General features: G+C 38.6%; 12 protein-coding genes, 1 tRNA gene and 2 pseudogenes. 3 read left to right on the top strand and 12 right to left on the bottom strand.

What is annotated here, in order from left to right; translation table 11 throughout:
• Positions 1 to 339: 339 nt before the first annotated feature.
• From NSQ71_RS18485 to moaA, 12 genes and pseudogenes are all read right to left on the bottom strand, one after another.
• Positions 340 to 645, bottom strand: a complete 306-nt coding sequence (locus tag NSQ71_RS18485; RefSeq protein ID WP_066248242.1) for a TIGR04104 family putative zinc finger protein — start codon at positions 643 to 645, stop codon at positions 340 to 342.
• Between the two features lie 408 nt (positions 646 to 1053).
• Positions 1054 to 2200 (bottom strand): IS3 family transposase gene (locus NSQ71_RS05835; protein ID WP_445684684.1). Its coding sequence is split into 2 segments (ribosomal slippage): positions 1054 to 1930 and positions 1929 to 2200, totalling 1149 coding nucleotides; the frame shifts between segments, so codons are not numbered across the junction.
• Between the two features lie 525 nt (positions 2201 to 2725).
• The gene (locus tag NSQ71_RS05830) at positions 2726 to 4063 is read right to left on the bottom strand and encodes an MFS transporter (protein ID WP_340733287.1); all 1338 of its coding nucleotides are present in this window, start codon (positions 4061 to 4063) and stop codon (positions 2726 to 2728) included.
• Positions 4064 to 4154: 91 nt separating this feature from the next.
• Positions 4155 to 4943, bottom strand: coding sequence for an enoyl-CoA hydratase/isomerase family protein (locus NSQ71_RS05825; RefSeq protein ID WP_340733286.1), 789 nt, complete (start codon positions 4941 to 4943; stop codon positions 4155 to 4157).
• Between the two features lie 30 nt (positions 4944 to 4973).
• A complete protein-coding gene (locus NSQ71_RS05820; protein WP_063387540.1) occupies positions 4974 to 6533 on the bottom strand; it encodes a class I adenylate-forming enzyme family protein in 1560 nt (519 codons plus the stop codon).
• A 7-nt stretch (positions 6534 to 6540) separates the two neighbouring features.
• Positions 6541 to 7032 carry a (2Fe-2S)-binding protein gene (locus NSQ71_RS05815; RefSeq protein ID WP_063387539.1) on the bottom strand — a complete coding sequence of 164 codons (492 nt, stop codon included), beginning with the start codon at positions 7030 to 7032 and terminating at the stop codon, positions 6541 to 6543.
• Complete coding sequence (locus tag NSQ71_RS05810; protein WP_340733285.1) at positions 7019 to 7906, bottom strand: FAD binding domain-containing protein; 888 nt, start codon at positions 7904 to 7906, stop codon at positions 7019 to 7021. Before NSQ71_RS05810 ends, NSQ71_RS05815 begins: the two co-directional genes overlap by 14 nt.
• A gap of 586 nt (positions 7907 to 8492) precedes the next feature.
• Positions 8493 to 8948 (bottom strand): SRPBCC family protein, encoded by a 456-nt coding sequence (locus NSQ71_RS05805; protein ID WP_063387537.1) that lies wholly within the window; start codon positions 8946 to 8948, stop codon positions 8493 to 8495.
• Positions 8945 to 11362 (bottom strand): xanthine dehydrogenase family protein molybdopterin-binding subunit, encoded by a 2418-nt coding sequence (locus NSQ71_RS05800; protein WP_339194778.1) that lies wholly within the window; start codon positions 11360 to 11362, stop codon positions 8945 to 8947. Before NSQ71_RS05800 ends, NSQ71_RS05805 begins: the two co-directional genes overlap by 4 nt.
• A gap of 520 nt (positions 11363 to 11882) precedes the next feature.
• On the bottom strand, positions 11883 to 12971 hold the full coding sequence (locus NSQ71_RS05795; protein WP_340733282.1) for an XdhC family protein: 1089 nt from the start codon (positions 12969 to 12971) through the stop codon (positions 11883 to 11885).
• Between the two features lie 11 nt (positions 12972 to 12982).
• Positions 12983 to 13735, bottom strand: coding sequence for a response regulator transcription factor (locus NSQ71_RS05790; protein WP_063387533.1), 753 nt, complete (start codon positions 13733 to 13735; stop codon positions 12983 to 12985).
• Between the two features lie 148 nt (positions 13736 to 13883).
• Positions 13884 to 14902, bottom strand: a pseudogene (gene moaA / locus NSQ71_RS05785) (GTP 3',8-cyclase MoaA).
• Positions 14903 to 15369: 467 nt separating this feature from the next.
• Here moaA and NSQ71_RS05780 point away from each other — a divergent pair.
• The 3 genes and pseudogenes from NSQ71_RS05780 to NSQ71_RS05770 all read left to right on the top strand — a co-directional run bounded on the left by NSQ71_RS05780 (position 15370) and on the right by NSQ71_RS05770 (position 18146).
• Positions 15370 to 15442 (top strand) — tRNA-Val (locus tag NSQ71_RS05780).
• A gap of 1337 nt (positions 15443 to 16779) precedes the next feature.
• Positions 16780 to 17607 (top strand): annotated as a pseudogene (locus tag NSQ71_RS05775) (ComEC/Rec2 family competence protein); the annotation flags it as partial.
• A 323-nt stretch (positions 17608 to 17930) separates the two neighbouring features.
• Positions 17931 to 18146: a DUF3006 domain-containing protein gene (locus tag NSQ71_RS05770; protein WP_094245372.1), complete on the top strand. Its 216-nt coding sequence runs from the start codon at positions 17931 to 17933 to the stop codon at positions 18144 to 18146.
• Positions 18147 to 18832 lie beyond the last annotated feature (686 nt).

Raw genomic sequence — 18832 nt, 5'->3', positions numbered from 1 at the left:
ATTTCGAAGGAGCAGTTGAGAGATTGAATAGATTTCTGAACTGTTTTCGATCCTCAATTTCCTTATATTATTAGAAAATATTCATTCCTCTTTCATATATCTCTCTTCTCGTAATCGTAAACGACAGCTTCTCTCATTGACACTATAGTTATATGCCGGGATTTTTTTCAGGCGATACGGGGGTACCGGTTCTGACGTCCTTTTGATGAAAAATCGGGATTATTGAATTAAGATGAGAAGCTAAAAACTTTACACACAAATATTCTCCATAAAACTCCTCTCTATCATCAAGATTACGCAAAAACCCTTTTATCATCAGCTTTAACAATACGTCCTTTTTCACCAAAGGGGCTCCTCATGATCGACAAACGAATATAAAAATGGCAGCAATATCATACCCAAAACTGACAACAACAAAAATATCAACATAGTAAACTTGAATGGAAGCCCAAATACCTGTAATGCAAAAGATATGACCAATGGTACAAAAGTTGCTATACCCATTTTTTGTCTTGATTTCATTGTTGGATACATTTTTGTTCCACACTTAGGGCACTTTATTTCTTGGCTAAATTTGAACGAAGCACAAAATATGTTTCTCCAACTAAATGGATGGTTACATTTACAACATTTTGGCAATCCCATTGAAACTACCCCTTTTTACTTTATTTTACCATATGATATATATTTCTCTATGATTGATAACAACAATCTTTTAGAGAATAGCTTTTATTTTACACTGATGTAACCTGTTACAAATCCATGGAGTGTATCATGTTTTCATGAGTGAAATGCTTGGATATTATGTGTGAAAATAAAGGCAGAAATTACACTTATTGTAATGCACCCCTTTGTCAAGACACAAATTGATAATATTTAAGTTATCCATTCTCTCCTTTCGCTATGAATGTGGTGCGTGTGCAAAAAAGGCTTGACATGGAGCCTCTACGGGCACGATTTTTTGCGCTGGAGCGATGGACAGATAACATCGCATGGCTAAAACAGCCTATCATGCCCGTCTCTCCATATAAAGCCTCTCATCACGTTCGATGGTTAGGATGCTTGAGCCATCTTAGGTTGCTTGTACACTGTTGCTGGCGTCAAATAGTCCAAGGATTGGTGAGGTCGGTCTGTATTATAGAACGTAACATAGCGTCGAATGCCTTTTCGCAACTCTTTAGGATTCTCGAATTCATTGAGATAGATACATTCATACTTTAAAGCTCTAAAGAATCGTTCCGTACGACTATTGTCTGTTGCTCGTCCTTTGCCATCCATTGATACCTGGATGCCATACTCTTTCAACAGCCCGAGATAGTCAGCGTTTGTAAAATGGCTGCCCTGGTCACTATTGATGATGGTCGGCTTACCATGACGCAATGCCCGCTTCAGACAGTTGATGACAAATCCTTTCTCCAGCGTACTAGATAACTCGTAATCGATCACTTTGCGGCTGAACCAGTCGATGATGGTAAACAGGTACATAAAGCCCCGTCCCATACGAAGGTAGGTGATATCCACTCCCCATACATGGTTCGGACGGGTGATCTCCAATCCACGGAGCAGGTAAGGCCGGCAGTACTTGGCATGTAGCCTCTTACTAAGGTTGGGTTTTGGGTAAATAGCTTGTATACCCATAAGGCGCATGAGACGGCGTACGCGTTTATGATTCACATCAAATCCTTTCTCACGAAGTTTCGCAGTCATGCGCCTGTAGCCAAAGTAGGGATGAGCTGTATAAAGCATATCCATTTCATGCATGAGCATGATGTTTTCTGAGCTTTCTGTTTGCCCCTTTGATTGGCGATACACGCTAGTACGATGAATACCTAATAACTGTGCCTGACGCTTGATGCTGATCGATGGGTGATTGAATTCGACCATAGCCTTTCGTTCGTCAACAGACTTATTTGAGCCCAGATTTTTTTTTCAGCCAGTCAACTTCAACCGTTAACTGACCTACCAATTTCTCTAAATTTTCTTGTTTGGCCTCATATTCTTTACGGATTTTATCCACTTCGCTTGAGCCTTTTTCAAAGACCATCGAGGATCGTTCTAGAAATTCTGCTTTCCAACGACTGACCATGACTGGGCTTAATTCATATTTGGCGGCTATTTCATTGACGGTTTGCTCTTCACGCAACACCTCAAGAACCACCTTAGCTTTAAATTCTGCGGTATATCGGTTTCTTTTTTTCATGGTATCATTATAACTTATTTATCACGCTCATGTGTCTCACCTTATGGGAGCATTATATATTGTCGGCATATAATAAATAATAAGTGTATGTATTAAGATGAAAAAGAGGAATATTGCAAATAATCAAGAATGATCAATGCCGATCTTTAGGTGAAAAGAGTAATAATAGCATGAAAAAGATATTTTTTATGAGTCAAAAGGATTGATTAAGCAAATATTATCGAAAGTTCGAACAAAATAATTAGGATTTAAACGCGGACTTTACTGTTAAGCTGAATTTAAAAATAATGGGATCGATATGTTTCGCGTTGCAATGAATAAGTTCGGAACATGAAAAATATGATAAAGTAGAGTAAATATTTATGGATAAAATCAATTAACCTCCTTCTTTTTGAACATTTTTAAGAAGGAGGTCTCAAAGCAATCGTACGATAGGCTTGTTCAAAACAGATCTTTTTCCTATCCTGTATGTTGTTTTTAAAGGCTGTTTTCGTAAGCTTTGTTGACTTCCGATTGATTCGCTGTTTATTTAAAATTCCCTTTTGTTTCTGGTATGATGAAGCTGCCCAACAGATACAAAATGAAGAGAGCAATAAAGAAATACCCCAAGGACGATGGAATATTCGACGTTTGACCGCTGACCACTGTTACCAAAGTCGGCATCATTCCGCCTACAGCAAATCCCATATTCCAGGACAGTCCAGTACCCGTCGAACGAATAGATGTAGGAAAACGTTCATTTAAAAAGATCAGCACGGGAGCATATGAGCCATTCCCTAAAAACGACAACCCCATTGCAAAGAGCGTAATCATTGTCAGATTTTGAGCGTGTGCCAATTCTGTATACAAATACGGAAGAGCAAACAGATTTACGATGCCTAGTAAAATGAATGTTTTCTTTCTACCTATAATAGTGCTCAAATGACCGAGAACAACAGCAGCAACCAGTGCAGAAATACTGCTTACCATAAGAATAATTGAGGATTCGGTCTGCGGGATATCATTAATTACTTTTAAAAAGGTAGGCAAATACCCGCAAGTTAGGTAATAGGCTGAGCCGCCGCCGATTACAATCATTAAATTAATTAATAAAACTGACAAATATTTAGTGAACACCGTTTTCACCGGAGACTGCTGATGTTCCGGTTTCGTTTCTTGCTCCTTCTTATGCTGCACCCATACCGGTGACTCCTCAAGCTTCTTGAATACGAACAGTCCGAGAACAGAGCTCAATATGCCGGTAAAGAACATAAAGCGCCAGCCCCATTCGCTGAATTCCGGCCCAGAAAAAATATTTGACAAAACAAAATATACAATGGAGGCCAGCAATGCACCAAGAGCAGCACCGCCCCCGCCGACAAGGCCGGACATCAAGCCGCGCCATTTCTCCGGTACGGATTCCGTCCCAATTGTATGGGTGGAGGCAACAACTCCTCCGACAAATACACCTTGGATTAAACGAAGAATAATAAAGATGATTGATGCAGCGGCACCGATTTGAAGCACTGTTGGCAACGCTCCAAACAGGGCGGTAGAAATCCCTACACCAGACACGGCCACAACCATTGCTCGCTTCCTCCCATGGCGATCAGCATAGGCACCAAAAAGCGCTGAGCCGAGAGGACGCAAAAATAGTGTAACTGCAAAAGAAGCATACACAGCGGCCAATGAAAGTGTCGGTTTATCTGTCGGGAAAAACAACTTTCCTAACTCAGGTGCAACATAGAGAAGAATAAAGAGATCATACAAATCCAACGACCAACCCAACAGAGACGCCATAACGGCTATTATCATTTGCTTTCTACTAGTCGATGCTTCCAATGCTGAAGTTTGCTGAACGGTTGTCTCCATATTACCATTCATACTACTCCACCTTTCTTTTGAAAAATTTTTAATTTTCAGTAAATTTTAACTTTAGGAAACGGCTAGCTCGCCGTTTCCCGAAGTTTCCGTCTTATTTGCCTTTAAAATTCGGCTTTCTTTTTTCGACGAATGCTTCGACTCCTTCTTTGAAATCTTCTGTAGTGCGAAGCAATCCATAGGCTTTTCCTTCTATTTCAATTCCTGCACTAAGCGGTGTTTCATCGGCTGCATTGAGCACTTGTTTACATACTTTTAATGCAAGCGGAGAGAAGTTTACAAGCTCTTCAACGAGTGAATCGACAGCGCTTTCTAGTTCTTCCTTTGGAACAACCTTTGTAATAAGGCCCCATTGATACGCTTCCTCAGCAGGAATTCTTCGTGCACGCATAATCATGTCTTTTGCGCGAGTTAATCCTACTGCTTTGGCCACCCTTTGTGTTCCGCCGCTTCCTGGAATCATACCAAGATTCATCTCAGGCAGTGCTAATAACGTGTCGTCTGCTGCAATTCGAAAATCACATGCCATAGCAATTTCAAAACCGACTCCAAACGTATAGCCTTGAAGCTGAGCAATGACAGGCTTTGGAGAACGTTCTGGTGCTGCAACGTTTACAGCAAGATGTGATAATTCTTCTTGATGCACTTCCAAAAATTCAGGGATATTCCCTCCTGCACTAAATGCCTTATCTCCTTCACCTTTAATAATGATGACGCGAACATCATCGTCTTTATTTAACTCATCAAAAATTTCTGGAAATTGTGAGCGAGCTAGCATGCTAATATAATTCATTTTTTCTGGACGGTTGAAAACAATTGTTGCCGTCTTTTTTTCCGGATTTTTTTCAACTCGAATGTGATCATATTGTTTTACTGCTTCCATGTTTTGGTTCCCCTTTCTTTTTTGAAAAAATTAAACGATTTTTTCACTTTCATTTATATATAGTTCAAATTCTCCCGTTTTGAGTTTACGACGGAGAATTTTCCCAACAGGGCTTTTCGGTACTTCTTGAATAAATACATATTTTCTTGGACGTTTAAAGTTTGAAAGTTTTGTATTATTTTTACAATAATCGTCAAGTTCCTGTATGGTAAGTGACGGATCTTTTGGTACGACATAGGCAGAAACAACTTGGCCCCAGCGCTCATCTTCTTCACCAATTACAGCAACTTCATGCACTTTCGGATGCTTGGCTAAAACATCTTCTACTTCAAGAGGATGTATATTTTCTCCACCGGAAATAATCATATCATCGACACGTCCGACGACATATAAATCTCCATCCTCATCTAATTTGCCAAGGTCTCCAGTAAAATACCATCCATCCCGAATGGCTTTTTTTGTAGCATCTGGTCTATTCCAGTAGCCTTTAAAGCTTTCTGGTGATTCAATATTGACAATGATTTCTCCCAGTTCTCCTTTTTCCACTACATCCTCTGGAGTTGCATTGCCATCAGGATCTGCCTTAACAATACGGATACTCTGATGAAAGCCTGGCTTACCGGCACATCCTGGTTTTTCCTTCACATTATGGTTTATTGTAAATGTGTAAATTTCAGTGCTGCCAAAATGGTTCACAAACACTTCAGGCTTTAACATCTCAATACATTTTTCTGTTAAAGCTGTTGTCATAGAAGCGCCTGCATAACCAATTTTTTTCAACTTAGACAAATCGAAATTATGAAATTCAGCGTGATTTAACATATCGTGATATAACGTAGGTACTAAGTAAAGGCATGTAATTTCTTCACGTTCTATTAATTCCAACGCTTCCTTTGCATCAAAATCAGGCAGAATAACATATTTTCCATTTAAAAACATAATAGATAGAAGGGAGCGCATTCCCATTGTGTGATAAAGCGGCATTGTCCCTAATGTACTTTCCCCATCTTGATATTGGTTTTGGATAATATGGGCTAGCGCTGCACTATATTCATTTTTGTGCGTTCGAGGAACTCCTTTCGGTTTTCCTGTTGTTCCGGACGTATAAAGCATAAGAGCGATATCGTTATCATCTATCGTTGGCTTTTCCAAGCTGCCAGGACTTCTTTCAACAAGCTCATCATAGTAGATATCAGCTCCTTCTACTTCACCGAACCCAATAAGTATCGGTTTTTGGTGCAGATTTGCTTTCAGCACGGATTCTTGGCTTACGCTCTCGTATACGACAGCAGCAGCCTCAGCATCATTTACACAATACTCAACTTCTTTCACCGAAAGCCGAAAATTAATTGGAGTGTAAATTGCTCCAATTTTTTGCAGCGCCCAATAAATCACCGTATTTTCAAGACGATTTTTTAAAAGAATCATAACGCGGTCATGCTGTTTAATGCCGATTTTTTGAAGTGAAGCAGCGACTTTTTCCACTTCGTTATGATATTGCCTGTACGTATACCTTCTGTCTCCTTCTACAACAGCAAGTCGATTTGGATGACGCTCAACAGCAAATTCAAAAAGAGTTAAAAGGTTCATATCATCATCACCTTTCCACCCGAGCATGATTACTATTTTCTTCAACTGTTTTTTGAATTGCTTCTATAATTCCAACATAACCCGTGCATCGGCATAAATGTCCTGATAGCATTTCTTTTATTTCTTGAACGGAAGGATTCGGATTTTTTTGTAAATAGTCAGTTGCTGACATTAAGATTCCAGGTGTACAGAACCCGCACTGAAGGCCGTGGCATTCAATGAAATTTTTTTGTAATGGAGTTAATTGACCGTCTTCTCCCAAACCTTCTACTGTTGTGATCTCCTGCCCATCCACTTGAACCGCAAATATAAGGCAGCTTCGAACAGCTGAACCATTTAAATGGATCGTGCAAGCGCCGCACACACCATGTTCACAGCCGACATGCGTGCCAGTGAGACCGCACGTTTCTCGTAAAAAATCACTTAACAGCAATCTTGACTCAACTTGTTCTTTATACTTTTTCCCGTTGATCGTCACTTCAATTTCATGAACGCTCATTGGCTTCACCCCTCGCTCGTTCGTAGGCTGATTTCACCGTACGCACTGCCAATTTTTTCGAAAGATGTCTTCTATATTCAGCAGTTGCGTGTATATCTGACTCTGGATCTACCATTTCATCCACTATATCCTCGACTTTTTGGAGAAGGGAGTCAGATAAAACCTCTCCTTTCATCCATTCGTTTGCCCCTTCTATTAACAATGGCGTTGCTTCAACACCGCCTAATACAAGTCTTACATTTGTAATGCGATCTAAATGATCAATCGTTAATTGACAAGCAGAGGCAACGAGTGCAAAATCACCGTGACGACGAGAAATTTCATAAAATGAATATCCATTTCTTTCTTGTTCTATAGGAATGTGAATTTCCGTCAGCATCTCATTTGGCATTATGTCAGTTGTTAAATAAGTAATAAAGAAATCCTCGACGTTTACTTCTCGCACCTCTTCTTTAGAAGCAATATGAAGGGTCCCTCCGAGCGCCATCAATGAAAGAGGAATTTCAGCTGTTGGGTCAGCATGAACAAGACTTCCTCCAAATGTTCCCCGATTTCTCGTTTGAACGTGCCCAACAAAGGGAACCGCTTCACTTAGAAGCCCTAAATGCTTCTGAACTACATCTGATCTTTCAACTTCCGCCTGCCTCGTTAACGCACCAATTTTAACTTTGTCACTATCAAACTCAATAAATTGCAAATCATGAAGCTGATTAATGTCAATTAAACATTCTGGCGATGATAGTCTCATGTTCATTATTGGTACAAGACTTTGACCACCGGCAATGATTTTCCCGTCAAATCCTGCTTCTTCTAAAAGTGTTAAAGCTTCATCAACTGTTTTCGGGGAATAATAATCAAATTTTACGGGTTTCATATACTCCCCTCCTCGTTTAGTATTTTTAGAATCCTCTTTAGAGAGAGGCATTTTCCAGTTAGACTCTTTGATAACTTTTTCAGATAGTGTTGCTAACTGGCACTATCTGAAAAAGTTCCATTTTAGGGGTAGACTTTTCGTGATGCCCCTAGATAGTAGTATTAAGGATCATTGGGAGAAATCCATCAGCTATGACTACTTATAAAGTCTGTTTCTCCAGCTCTTGTTCGAACTTCTAACCCGCAATCTTGTTCCCTCTTGCCACCAATGCTGAATGTGACAGCTTCCAGACAGCATGGATTAGAGCAAGTTCTCGTGATTGATCAACAAGTGGACTGGGGACATCCCGAATAGTCCTTTCCACAGATCCTTACATGAAAGGGGTTATTTTCAGGAAAAGGGCAAAAATCGCTTTAAAGATACTAAATGTAGCAAACTCCATTCAAAAGGCAGCCAGATTTTCTTATCAGTGCAGAAGACTCAATCGACCTTTTCATTTCGTCCACTCACAGTATGATCTAGCAGTTCAAAGGATTTGGAATTTCCAATTCCTTTGATTTTTGTGCTTGACTAGTATTTTCTCTATTTAAATAGATTGTTCGCTTTTCGCTAGTTCTTTATTAAACTTTTTAAAGAAGTCCTGAATGATTAATTTAGCTACACCATTTAGCATTCTTTGCCCAACCATTGCTACTTTTCCGCCAACTTCCGCTTCATACGTATAGTTCAATTCCGTCTTGTTATCGTCAATTGGAACAAGATCAACAACTCCTGCTGCTTCAACACTTCCTGGTCCGCCTTCCCCTTTTACAACGAGCTTATAATGGTTCGGTTTTTGAACATCAGCAATTTCAATGGTTGATTCATATTTTCCTTTCACAGCAGCAATTCCAATAGATACTTCCGCTTCATATTTGTTTTCATTGACAGGCTCTAATTTTTTACAGCCCATAATGCAATTTTTTAATGCCTCTGGGTCCAGCAGCACTTCCCATGCTTTTTCAATTCCTGCATTTAATGTTACGCTCCCTTTTCCGTTCATGATGAAACCTCCTGTTTTTTAGACTGATTCAAAATGTTCCATACTTTATTTGGTGTTACTGGTAATGAATCAATCGTCACACCATATGGCTTCAACGCATCATTTACTGCATTTGCAATGACAACAGGTGCACTCATTGTATTTCCTTCTCCAAGACCTTTAGCGCCTAATGGTGTAAGTGGTGACGGGGTCTCGATATGTTTGATCGTTACATTTGGTACTTCAGGCGCTGTTGGACATAAATAATCCATAAACGATCCAGTTAAAAACTGACCTTTTTCATCGTAGACGAGTTCTTCATACATGGCGCCGCCAAGCCCATGGACTAGGCCTCCCAATATTTGTCCATCGACAATAAGCGGATTTAATAGTTTTCCTGCATCGTGAACCGTGAAATAATCAAGAATGTGAATGTCACCCGTCTCTGGATCAATTTCAACTGTCACTAAATCAGCAACAAATCCATACGTAACCGATGAATTAATTAAATCCTGATCATCCGGCGGTTCAGCCTGGGCTGTATAATAGGCTGTTTCATAAATTCCAGGCTCCATCCCTTCTGGTAAAGAAAGCGGATTCCAATGGGCTGATCCAACAACCCTTTTTATAGAAATAGATTTAGATGGATCGGTTTTGGAAACAATGTTGCCTTTTTCAATTGTTAAATCTTCTTCCTTCGCTTTTAAAAAATGTGCAGCAATTTTGATAAGCTTATTTTTTACCTTATGTGCTGCGTAGTACACTGCACTTGATCCGAGTGACGCAAACCGGCTGGAATAGCTTCCAGAAGCAATGGACCATGCACTTGTTGCTGTATCAAGTTCAGCTACAACATTAATTTTGTCATGCGGAATTCCGAGAATTTCCGATACGATTTGGCTAGCGACCGTTTCATGCCCTTGTCCGGACGGTGTTGTACTAATGCGCACATTCACATTTCCCATAGGATCCATCGAAATCGTCGCCGCTTCTGAACAACCAGATTTCGGCAATCCTGCTTTTCTTTCCTCTGGAGTTAAGGCGATCGTAATGTATCCCATATTCGAACCGGATGGTTCAACGATCACAGCGAGTCCAACACCAAGAAGCTTTCCCCTCTTGCGTGCTTCAGCTTGTTTTTTTCTGAATTCATCATATTTACCGATTTTTAATAGCAGGTCAAATGCTTTTTCATAGTCGCCGCTGTCATACACTCCACCAGATGCCGTTCTGTATGGAAATTGTTCTTTTTTAATTAAATTCCGTCTGATCACTTCAGCTGGCTCTAATTTTAATTCATCTGAAATGATTTGCATGATCCGTTCAAGAGGGAAATACGTTTCTTGTCCCCCATATCCGCGTATAAGCCCTGTTGGCAATTTATTCGTCATAACGGCATACGCATCAATCATTAAGTTGGGAATATCATAGGCACCGGTTGTGTTAGCATGATTCCGGTACAGACATGCCGGCTCTGGTGCCCGGATATATGCACCAACATTGTCAATCATTTTCATTTTTAATCCGAGTATTTTTCCGTCATTTTTTACTGCTGCTTCAATATATGTGACTCGATCCGTACAGCTTGAACTAGCTGCTAAATGCTCCTGCCGGTCCTCGATCCATTTCACTGGACAGCCTACGAGACGGCTTACAACGGAACAAAGAACGATATACGGGAATATTCCTGCCTTAATTCCATAACTGCCGCCAATATCTTTTGGTATAATAATCCGCAACCGATTGCTTGGAATTTTTAATGCACCTGCCATAATCGAATGAAGTACAAACGGCCCATGAAAGTTCGCGTGAACTGTATAACTATCAGAGCTATGATCGTATTGGGCGACAATACCATATGTTTCAACTGGTGTTGCAGAATATTTCGGAAAATGAAAACGATGCTTGATGATTTTGTCAGCCTGCTCAAAAGCCTTCTCTACATCTCCATAATGAAAAGTTCGATGATTAGCGATATTTGAACCAACATTTTCATGTAAAATAGGTGCTCCATCTTCTATTGCACGTTCAATATCTACAATTGGTTCAAGATTTTCATATTTCACCTTAATTTTTTCTAACGCATCCTCCGCAATATAACGGTTTTTGGCCACGACAACTGCTACTGGCTCACCTACAAAACGAACTTTATCAATAGCAATTGGATAATAGTGTACTGGAGCACTGACGCCAACACTAAAAGGATTTAATAGAGGATGTACATCCTTACCTGTTACAACACCCTTTACTCCAGGAATTTCTAAGGCTTCCGAATAATCGATAGACACAATTTTGGCATGCGGATAAGGGCTCCTTAAAATGGCCACATGACCAGTATTCGGCGGGGTACCGATGTCATCAATATATTTTCCCTGACCAGTCAATAATCTAGCATCTTCAACACGCGTCACTCTTTTCCCAATCACTTTACTCATTTAACTTACCTCCTTCCGAAGAAATCTCTCATAATTTTGTGGTGACTCAATAACTTGAGGATATTGCGATCGCAGCAAAACAAATATCATTACGAATTTTTGCCCTTTTGGCTCATCCCTTTAAAGAACTGGATGACCTTTTTAATTCGATATTTTGCTTGAACAATAAACAGGTTCCCATTTCTTTCATAGCATTGAATCACGGCACAATAACGCAACAACGGTGTCAGTCTTGTCAGATGCATTTTTTAATCTTATTTTTAGCAATGTAATCAGCCTTGATTGGTAATATCTCCTAAAACCAATCGGTTTACTTATTTCAGAGAAACTTCAGTTCAGAGTTAAGTCAGCAGCAATACCGCTTAACTGAGATTTTTTACTTTCATCCACGGTATTTTGGTCAATACCTTTCCAATAGATGGTATTAATAGATTGTGTTTGACCATCCGCTTTGAAAAAACTGCAGCTGATATCACTCAACAAAATATGTTTTTTCACCTTTATGACTGATGTATCTTTTTTAGGAATAAGCCATTGCCGCCAGCTCTGATAATTTCTTTCCTGTTCCGCCTCTGTACACCGTCATAATTTCAGCCAAAATACTAAAGGCAATTTCTTCCGGTGTTTTCGCTCCAATATCAAGACCGATAGGACTATGAATTTGCTGAATAGAAGGATAAGCCTTCAGAGTTTGGCTGCTTTCAATTAATTGGGCAGTTCTTTTTTTCGGACCTAATAGACCAATGTAAGCCGCATTTGAATGAATGATGGATTCTAATATTTCTTGATCGTGTAAAAAATTGTGTGTCATTATAATGACATATGTGTTTTCATTAAACGAAACGTCAGGAACAGACCCTTTAGGATAAACTTGGATAAAATCAGCATCAGGAAAATTATTTTCATTGCAATGAGTAGGACGATGGTCAAGAACAGTCACAATCCATTTCAAGCTTTTCGCCATTTTGACAAGCGGAATGGCATCAGGACCTGCGCCAAAAATCTTTAAGTGTGGTGGTGGACTTAATGATTCATAATATACGTACAATTCTTTTTCACCACCTAAATAAACCATTTCATTTTTTAAATTGTTTTTCCGATCTTGATAATCATGAACAATTTCAGAAACGGTAATAAGTGAGTCGTCATTACTTTGCAAAGGGTCTAGGATCCACATTTTTCCTTGAAGATTTTCATCTTTCGCATTCACGATCGTGACAGCGTGTAATTGTTTTTGGAGGGATTGAGAAAAATATTGATCAATCACTTCTGTCCTTTCAGGCTGCTTTTTTGGCAGATATGGTTGTAAAAATATGTTCATTTTCCCATTACAGCCGACACCAAGTCCCCAAACAATATCCTCTTCTCCGTAAAAATCATAGTGGAGAACTGCCGGCTTACCCGTTTCGAGCACTTTTACAGCATGTTCTACAATATCTGCTTCGACGCAACCTCCGCTTAAAAGACCTGTTAGCTTTCGATCTTCTGATACGAAGCATTTTGCCCCTGTCTTTTGGTAGGTAGATCCTTTTGTAGAAATAATGGTTCCAATAACACCTGATAACCCTTCCTTTTTGCAGCGTTCCAATTCCTTTTTAATCGTAATCACGACTTCACCTCCTATTCTTTAAAATGAAACTGCTCCCGATACTCTCTTGGCGTCTTCCCAACCAATTTTTTAAAAGCGGTTGCAAAATAGCTTGCATTTGAAAAACCGGTATTGTTAGCGATAATTTCAATCGGAAGACTCGAAACTCTAAGCAGCGTTTTAGCTTTTTGAACTCTAACAAACGATAAATATTCCACAAATGTCATACCAACTTCTTCTTTAAACAATCGGCTGAAATAAGATGGACTTAAATATACTTGATTTGCCACTTCTTTTAGAGTAAGAGCATAACCATAATTCATTTGAATAAACTGAATGGCACTTTCGATCGGATTTTTTAAGTCAGAGGAAAAATGACTTTTACCATTGATGGTTTGATTAATTTCTTTATTTAATCCTTGGGGCAAAATCCGCTCAAATGTATCAAGCAGTTCATTTTTGGAAAGCGGTTTCAACAAATAAGCTGAAAAACCTGAGTTGATCGCTTCCTGAACAAACTCGAACATTTTTAACTGAGTCACAACAATCACGGGCAAATCTGGATACAGTTGCAACGCTGATCTCCCTAATTTGATACCGTCTATATCTGGCAAGGAGATATCCACAATGAGTATAGTCGGTCGATTTTGCTTTAAAAGGATCATACCTCGTTGAGATGTACTTGCTTCATAAATGGAAAGAAAGCTGAATTTACTATCTTCAATAATTGACTTTAAATCCTTCCGAGCAGATTTATCATTATCAACAATTAATACATCAGCCAATTGCTCCCCTCCTTGTTTCTATATATTAGATAAAAATGTATTTTAATGGTTTAAAAATTTTGCGATTTCAATTTTAATTTTTTCTCTTTCGAATTTTCTAAAAAAAATAAAAAAAACAATCAGCATTTCATCACCAAACGCCGATTGTTTATCCTCCTATATATGACATCTCAATTTTATTTTTGTTCAACATACCTTTGTTTTCTGTACGTTCAACAGAATATTGATCTTTACGATTTTGCCAAACACGTTCAATAGCCATTTTGATTTCTTCTGGACTTTTTCCTGAACGAATGAAATCCCGTAAATCAAATCCTTCATGAGCATATAAACAAGTGTACAGCTTTCCGTCTGATGAAATACGCGCCCTCGTACAGTTTGAACAAAATGGTTCTGATACTGATGTAATAAATCCGATTTCTGAACCTGTGTCTTGATGACGATATCTCTTGGCTACCTCTCCAAAGTAGTTTTCATCAATTGGTTCAATGGAATAAACAGAACTAATCATCTTTACAATATCTTTTTTTATCAAGACATCTTTCATATTCCAGCCGTTTGTACTGCCTAATCCATAAATTCAATAAATCTTAATGGAATCCCCTTGTTTTTAAAATATTCCGTCATCGGCAAAATTTGGTGATCATTTACTCCTTTTTGTACAACCATATTTACTTTAACCGAAAATCCGACTGATACAGCATAATCAATATTTGCCAAGACCGTCTTTGCTGATACATCTCGGCCATTTAAACGGCGAAACGTATCGTCATCAATCGCATCAAGGCTGATGTTCAATCGGCGAAGACCTGCTTCATATAATTTTGAGCCATACTTTTTTAAATACACGCCGTTTGTTGTCAAACCAATATCATGAATTCCTTCAATTTTTGAAAGCATGGCAATTAGTTTATATACATCCTTTCGAAGAAGCGGTTCGCCTCCCGTCAGCTTAATTTTCTTCACGCCAAGCTCAACAAAAATTTTCGTGAGCTCGACAATTTCTTCAAACGTCAACAAGTGATCCTTCGGAAGGAATTGATAATCGTCTCCGAATATCTCTTTCGGCATACAATACGTGCACCGGAAATTACATCGGTCGGTTACAGAAATACGCAAATCGCGCAAAGGGCGGTGCCTCTGATCCAAGACTTGGTCTTTTTTCATTTTTTATCACATTCCTTTATAAGGATTTTCAAAAATGATCGATATTATAAATGTTATCCTATCAAATTATTAAAACGATTTCAAAAATATTGCATAAATGGCAAAAGGACACTCCTGTTTTTCGTTTTTCTTTCCTATCATTTTGTATAACAAAGAGGACTCCTTACAGATTATTTAGATAAAACGAAAAAATAACTACTGTTACACTTTGTCGTCAATCAGAAACAAAAACCGCCCGGTAATCCGGTTGGTCGTTTCGCATAATTTATAATTCTCAACATTTGTGCTTCTATTAAAAGCACTTCCTTTTATCAATTTAGATTCTAAGACCAGAAAGAGCTTATCAATGATTAAAAACTACAGCAAGTAAAAAAACTTGCATATTGAGGCTTGACATATTTTTATAACAACATTACAATAGGTATTGTCAAAAAAACGCATTAGAAATTCATCTGTTTTGTTAATATGATTCCGTAGCTCAGCAGGGAGAGCGCCACCTTGACAGGGTGGAGGTCGCTGGTTCGAGCCCAGTCGGAATCATCATTAAAAACCTTAGTATGACGTGGTTCTTGTGAAATACAAGAACCGCGTTTTCTTGTGCGCCCGGCATGGGTGTAATCTATAGGGTGAAAGTCCCGAGCTGCGAAGGCAGAAGTAGCAGTTAGCTTAACGCAAGGGTGTCCGTGGTGACGCGGAATCTGAAGGAAGCGAGCGGCAAACTTCCGGTCTGAGGAACACGAACTTCATATGAGGCTAGGTATCACTGGGTGAGTTTGCAAGACAAAACAAAGCCCTTTCTGCCGAAGGTGATACAGAGTAAATGAAGCAGATGGATGGAAGGAAAGATTACACTCTTACCCGGGGAGGTCTGGCTGGCACGCCAAGTAACCTTGGTAACCTATCTAGTGATAGATAGCTGAACAGTCAGAAGTCAGCAGAGGTCATAGTATTAGTTGGTCTAGAACAACTAAGAAGGACCGAACAATTAAGAGAGAATAGCCCTTGGCATTCAGTGAGTCATGATGAACACAGAAAACGTAGTACCTCACTTGAGGGAGGAAGCGGTGAATCCCGTGGGAGATCTCTTGGAGGGTGGAGTGACCACTGGCATAAAGAGAACAGCTATTCACGGAAGTTATAAAGACTTGCGTCAATTATCTTAATTGAACCGCCGTATACGGAACCGTACGTACGGTGGTGTGAGAGGACGGGAGTTAATCGCTCCCTCCTACTCGATTTTCTCTTTTTTTGCCGACTTTTTAACGGCGAAACATTAAAATATCAGGTTTATTCAACAGACTATTTAACTTGTAATTTTTTTTAAATGTAAATTTTGTTTACGCCTTTTATATCGTTCAAATTTTCCATTTTCTCGCGGCCATATTGTATTTTTTAATAATTTTAGTTATATTCACCTTTTTTGACTGTGCAATATGTTTTTACGCTAAATAAAGTTAGGTACAGCGAGCTAATTGGCGACAACAATAATTAGCAACACAAAGTTTTATTTAATCTTCTTATCAATTGTTTTTAACAAATTACGTTTCTCCTTGTTTTAAAATATGCAAACTAGTTTTTTTACTTAAACTTTTTGATTCCTCCATTCACCAAAAGTTACGTTTGAAAAATTAAATTTTGGAATGACCAGATTTCAACAAAATTAAAAATGTACAGACCTTTGTCTGTTTAGGCCGATCCAAGCCTTTTGGGTCGGCTTCTTTTTTCGGCATGAAAAAATCGGATGAGACTTTAGTTCAATTAGACTAGAAAATTTAATTTTCTGTAAAAAAAATAAAATTTTCTAAATTAAATCTTGTAAATTTTTCCTACCACGCTGTATAATCAATTTGATCTATTCAGTACTCGGAGGGATTTTGATGAAATTACGTAAGCTATTGTTTTCGATAGTGTTTGCATTTTCTTTTCTGTTGATCCCGTTTCACGAAACAACAAGCGCTCAGGCAAAAAATATGTATGTTCATTTTATTAATGTCGGACAAGGAGACGCAATTTACATAAAAGCTCCGAATGGAGAAGATATTCTCATTGATGGCGGAAATAACAGTTATGGAGATGACGTTGTTAATTATTTGAAAAAGCAAAAAGTGGATGATATCGAAATAATGATTGCAACTCATCCGGACGCAGATCATATTGGCGGTCTGGACACTGTGCTATCTGCTTTTCGAGTAGAGCAGGTGTATGCGCCAAAAGTCAGCCATACGACGGAAAGCTACAAAGATTTTTTAAATGCTGTTAAGCGTGAAGGCAAAAAAATAAAGACCGCTCAAGCAAATGTTGCTTTGCCGATCAAAGGAGTTACCGCAAAATTCGTTGGGCCTGTCAAAGCATATCCAAAAAGCGACTTAAATAACTGGAGTGCTGTTTTAAAGCTTACTTACGGTAAAAAATCATTTCTTTTCACTGGCGATGCGGAACTTAAAGCAGAATCGGATATGATTAAAGCTAAACAAAATTTGCGAGCTGACGTCCTAAAAGTAGGACACCATGGTGCCAAAACATCTACAAGCACAGCGCTGTTAAACTCAGTAAAACCGACATATGCCGTCATTTCCGTCGGCAAGAACTCATACGGCCATCCTACTCAAGATGTGATCAATCGGCTGAAAGCATACAAAATAAACACTTTTAGAACGGATAAACAAGGCCATATTGTGGCAACAACGAACGGCTCCAATCTTTCCTTTAATGTAAAAGCGGCATCGTCCGGCACAGTAAGCAAACCAACTAGCTACAAATTAACAGCAAGTGTCGATAACAAAACTCCAAAGCAAAACTCTACAATAATACTGAATGTAAAAGGGCTGCCAAACGGAACAAAATATAAAGCTGTTTTTAAATACAAAAGCAAAAACACCACTTATACCGGTACTATTGGTAAGCCATTGTCGGTAAAAATCGGCCGTGCTGCAAAAGGTTATACTGTTAAAATCGATGTATCAGCCACTTATAAAAACAAAACTTATAAAGCACAAACATCTTTCACTCCTAGATAAGGTGGGACATTATGAAATTTATTATTGATCGATTTGAAAATGACATCGCAGTCTGCGAAGATGAAAACGGCAAAATAATCGAAATTTTAAAAAGCCAGTTGCCTAAAAATGCAGAAACGGGAGATGTTATTATTCAGAAAAATAACCGTTATTATGTCGATAAACAAGAAACAAGCAAACGAAGACAAGAAATTGAAGAGTTAATGGACGAATTGTTTGAAGATTAATCGTTTTTTCAATTAAGATTTCAAGCAAATATGATTTAAGTGGAAGTGTCAAATGATGCTTCCACTTCATTATTTTTTGCCGTTTTAGAATCGTGCCTATAGAGCTGATCATTCATTTTTTCCTCTATGCTTGGTTTTTATAGATTTAAATTTTCGTGTTCTATCGGATTTCATTTTGCCGTCTAGGTTGAAATGCCACTCCATTTCCCACCTATTCGTGACATAAAGTGGTTTTTCTTAAACAACATTTTGAATTTTGCAGCATAAAAATAAATCGGACTCACAATGTTCGTACCGAAAAGGGACGATCTAACTGGATTGATAGAAAGTTTGCATACTCAACAATTGGAAAAAATCATGCTATAAAATGATCGTTATGAACCAACAAAACTCGCATTTCAAATCATGCAGTCTAAAACAGAAAAATAAGTTTTCTGCATGCTCTTTTTTTATTTATGATATAAAACTTTCCCGCTATCAACCGCTTACACACGAGCAGCCGTTCCCCAAAAGATTTTTTAGAAGCTTGCTGTATTTTCAATTTTGTTTGCCCCTTTTTCATTTTTACAAGCAATTCAGCCTGTCAAAAAACCAGTTTTATTTTTCACATAACAAAACAAGCTGAGTCATATCATCCTTTTGGAGAACGTCTTCTGCAAATTAATGGATTGATTCCAACACATCCT

The sequence above is a fragment of the Aeribacillus sp. FSL M8-0235 genome, assembly GCF_038000355.1.
Taxonomy (GTDB): Bacteria; Bacillota; Bacilli; order Bacillales; family Aeribacillaceae; genus Aeribacillus; species Aeribacillus composti.
Note: the sequence above shows the minus strand (reverse complement) of the source record. Positions and strands in the feature narration are given on the sequence as shown.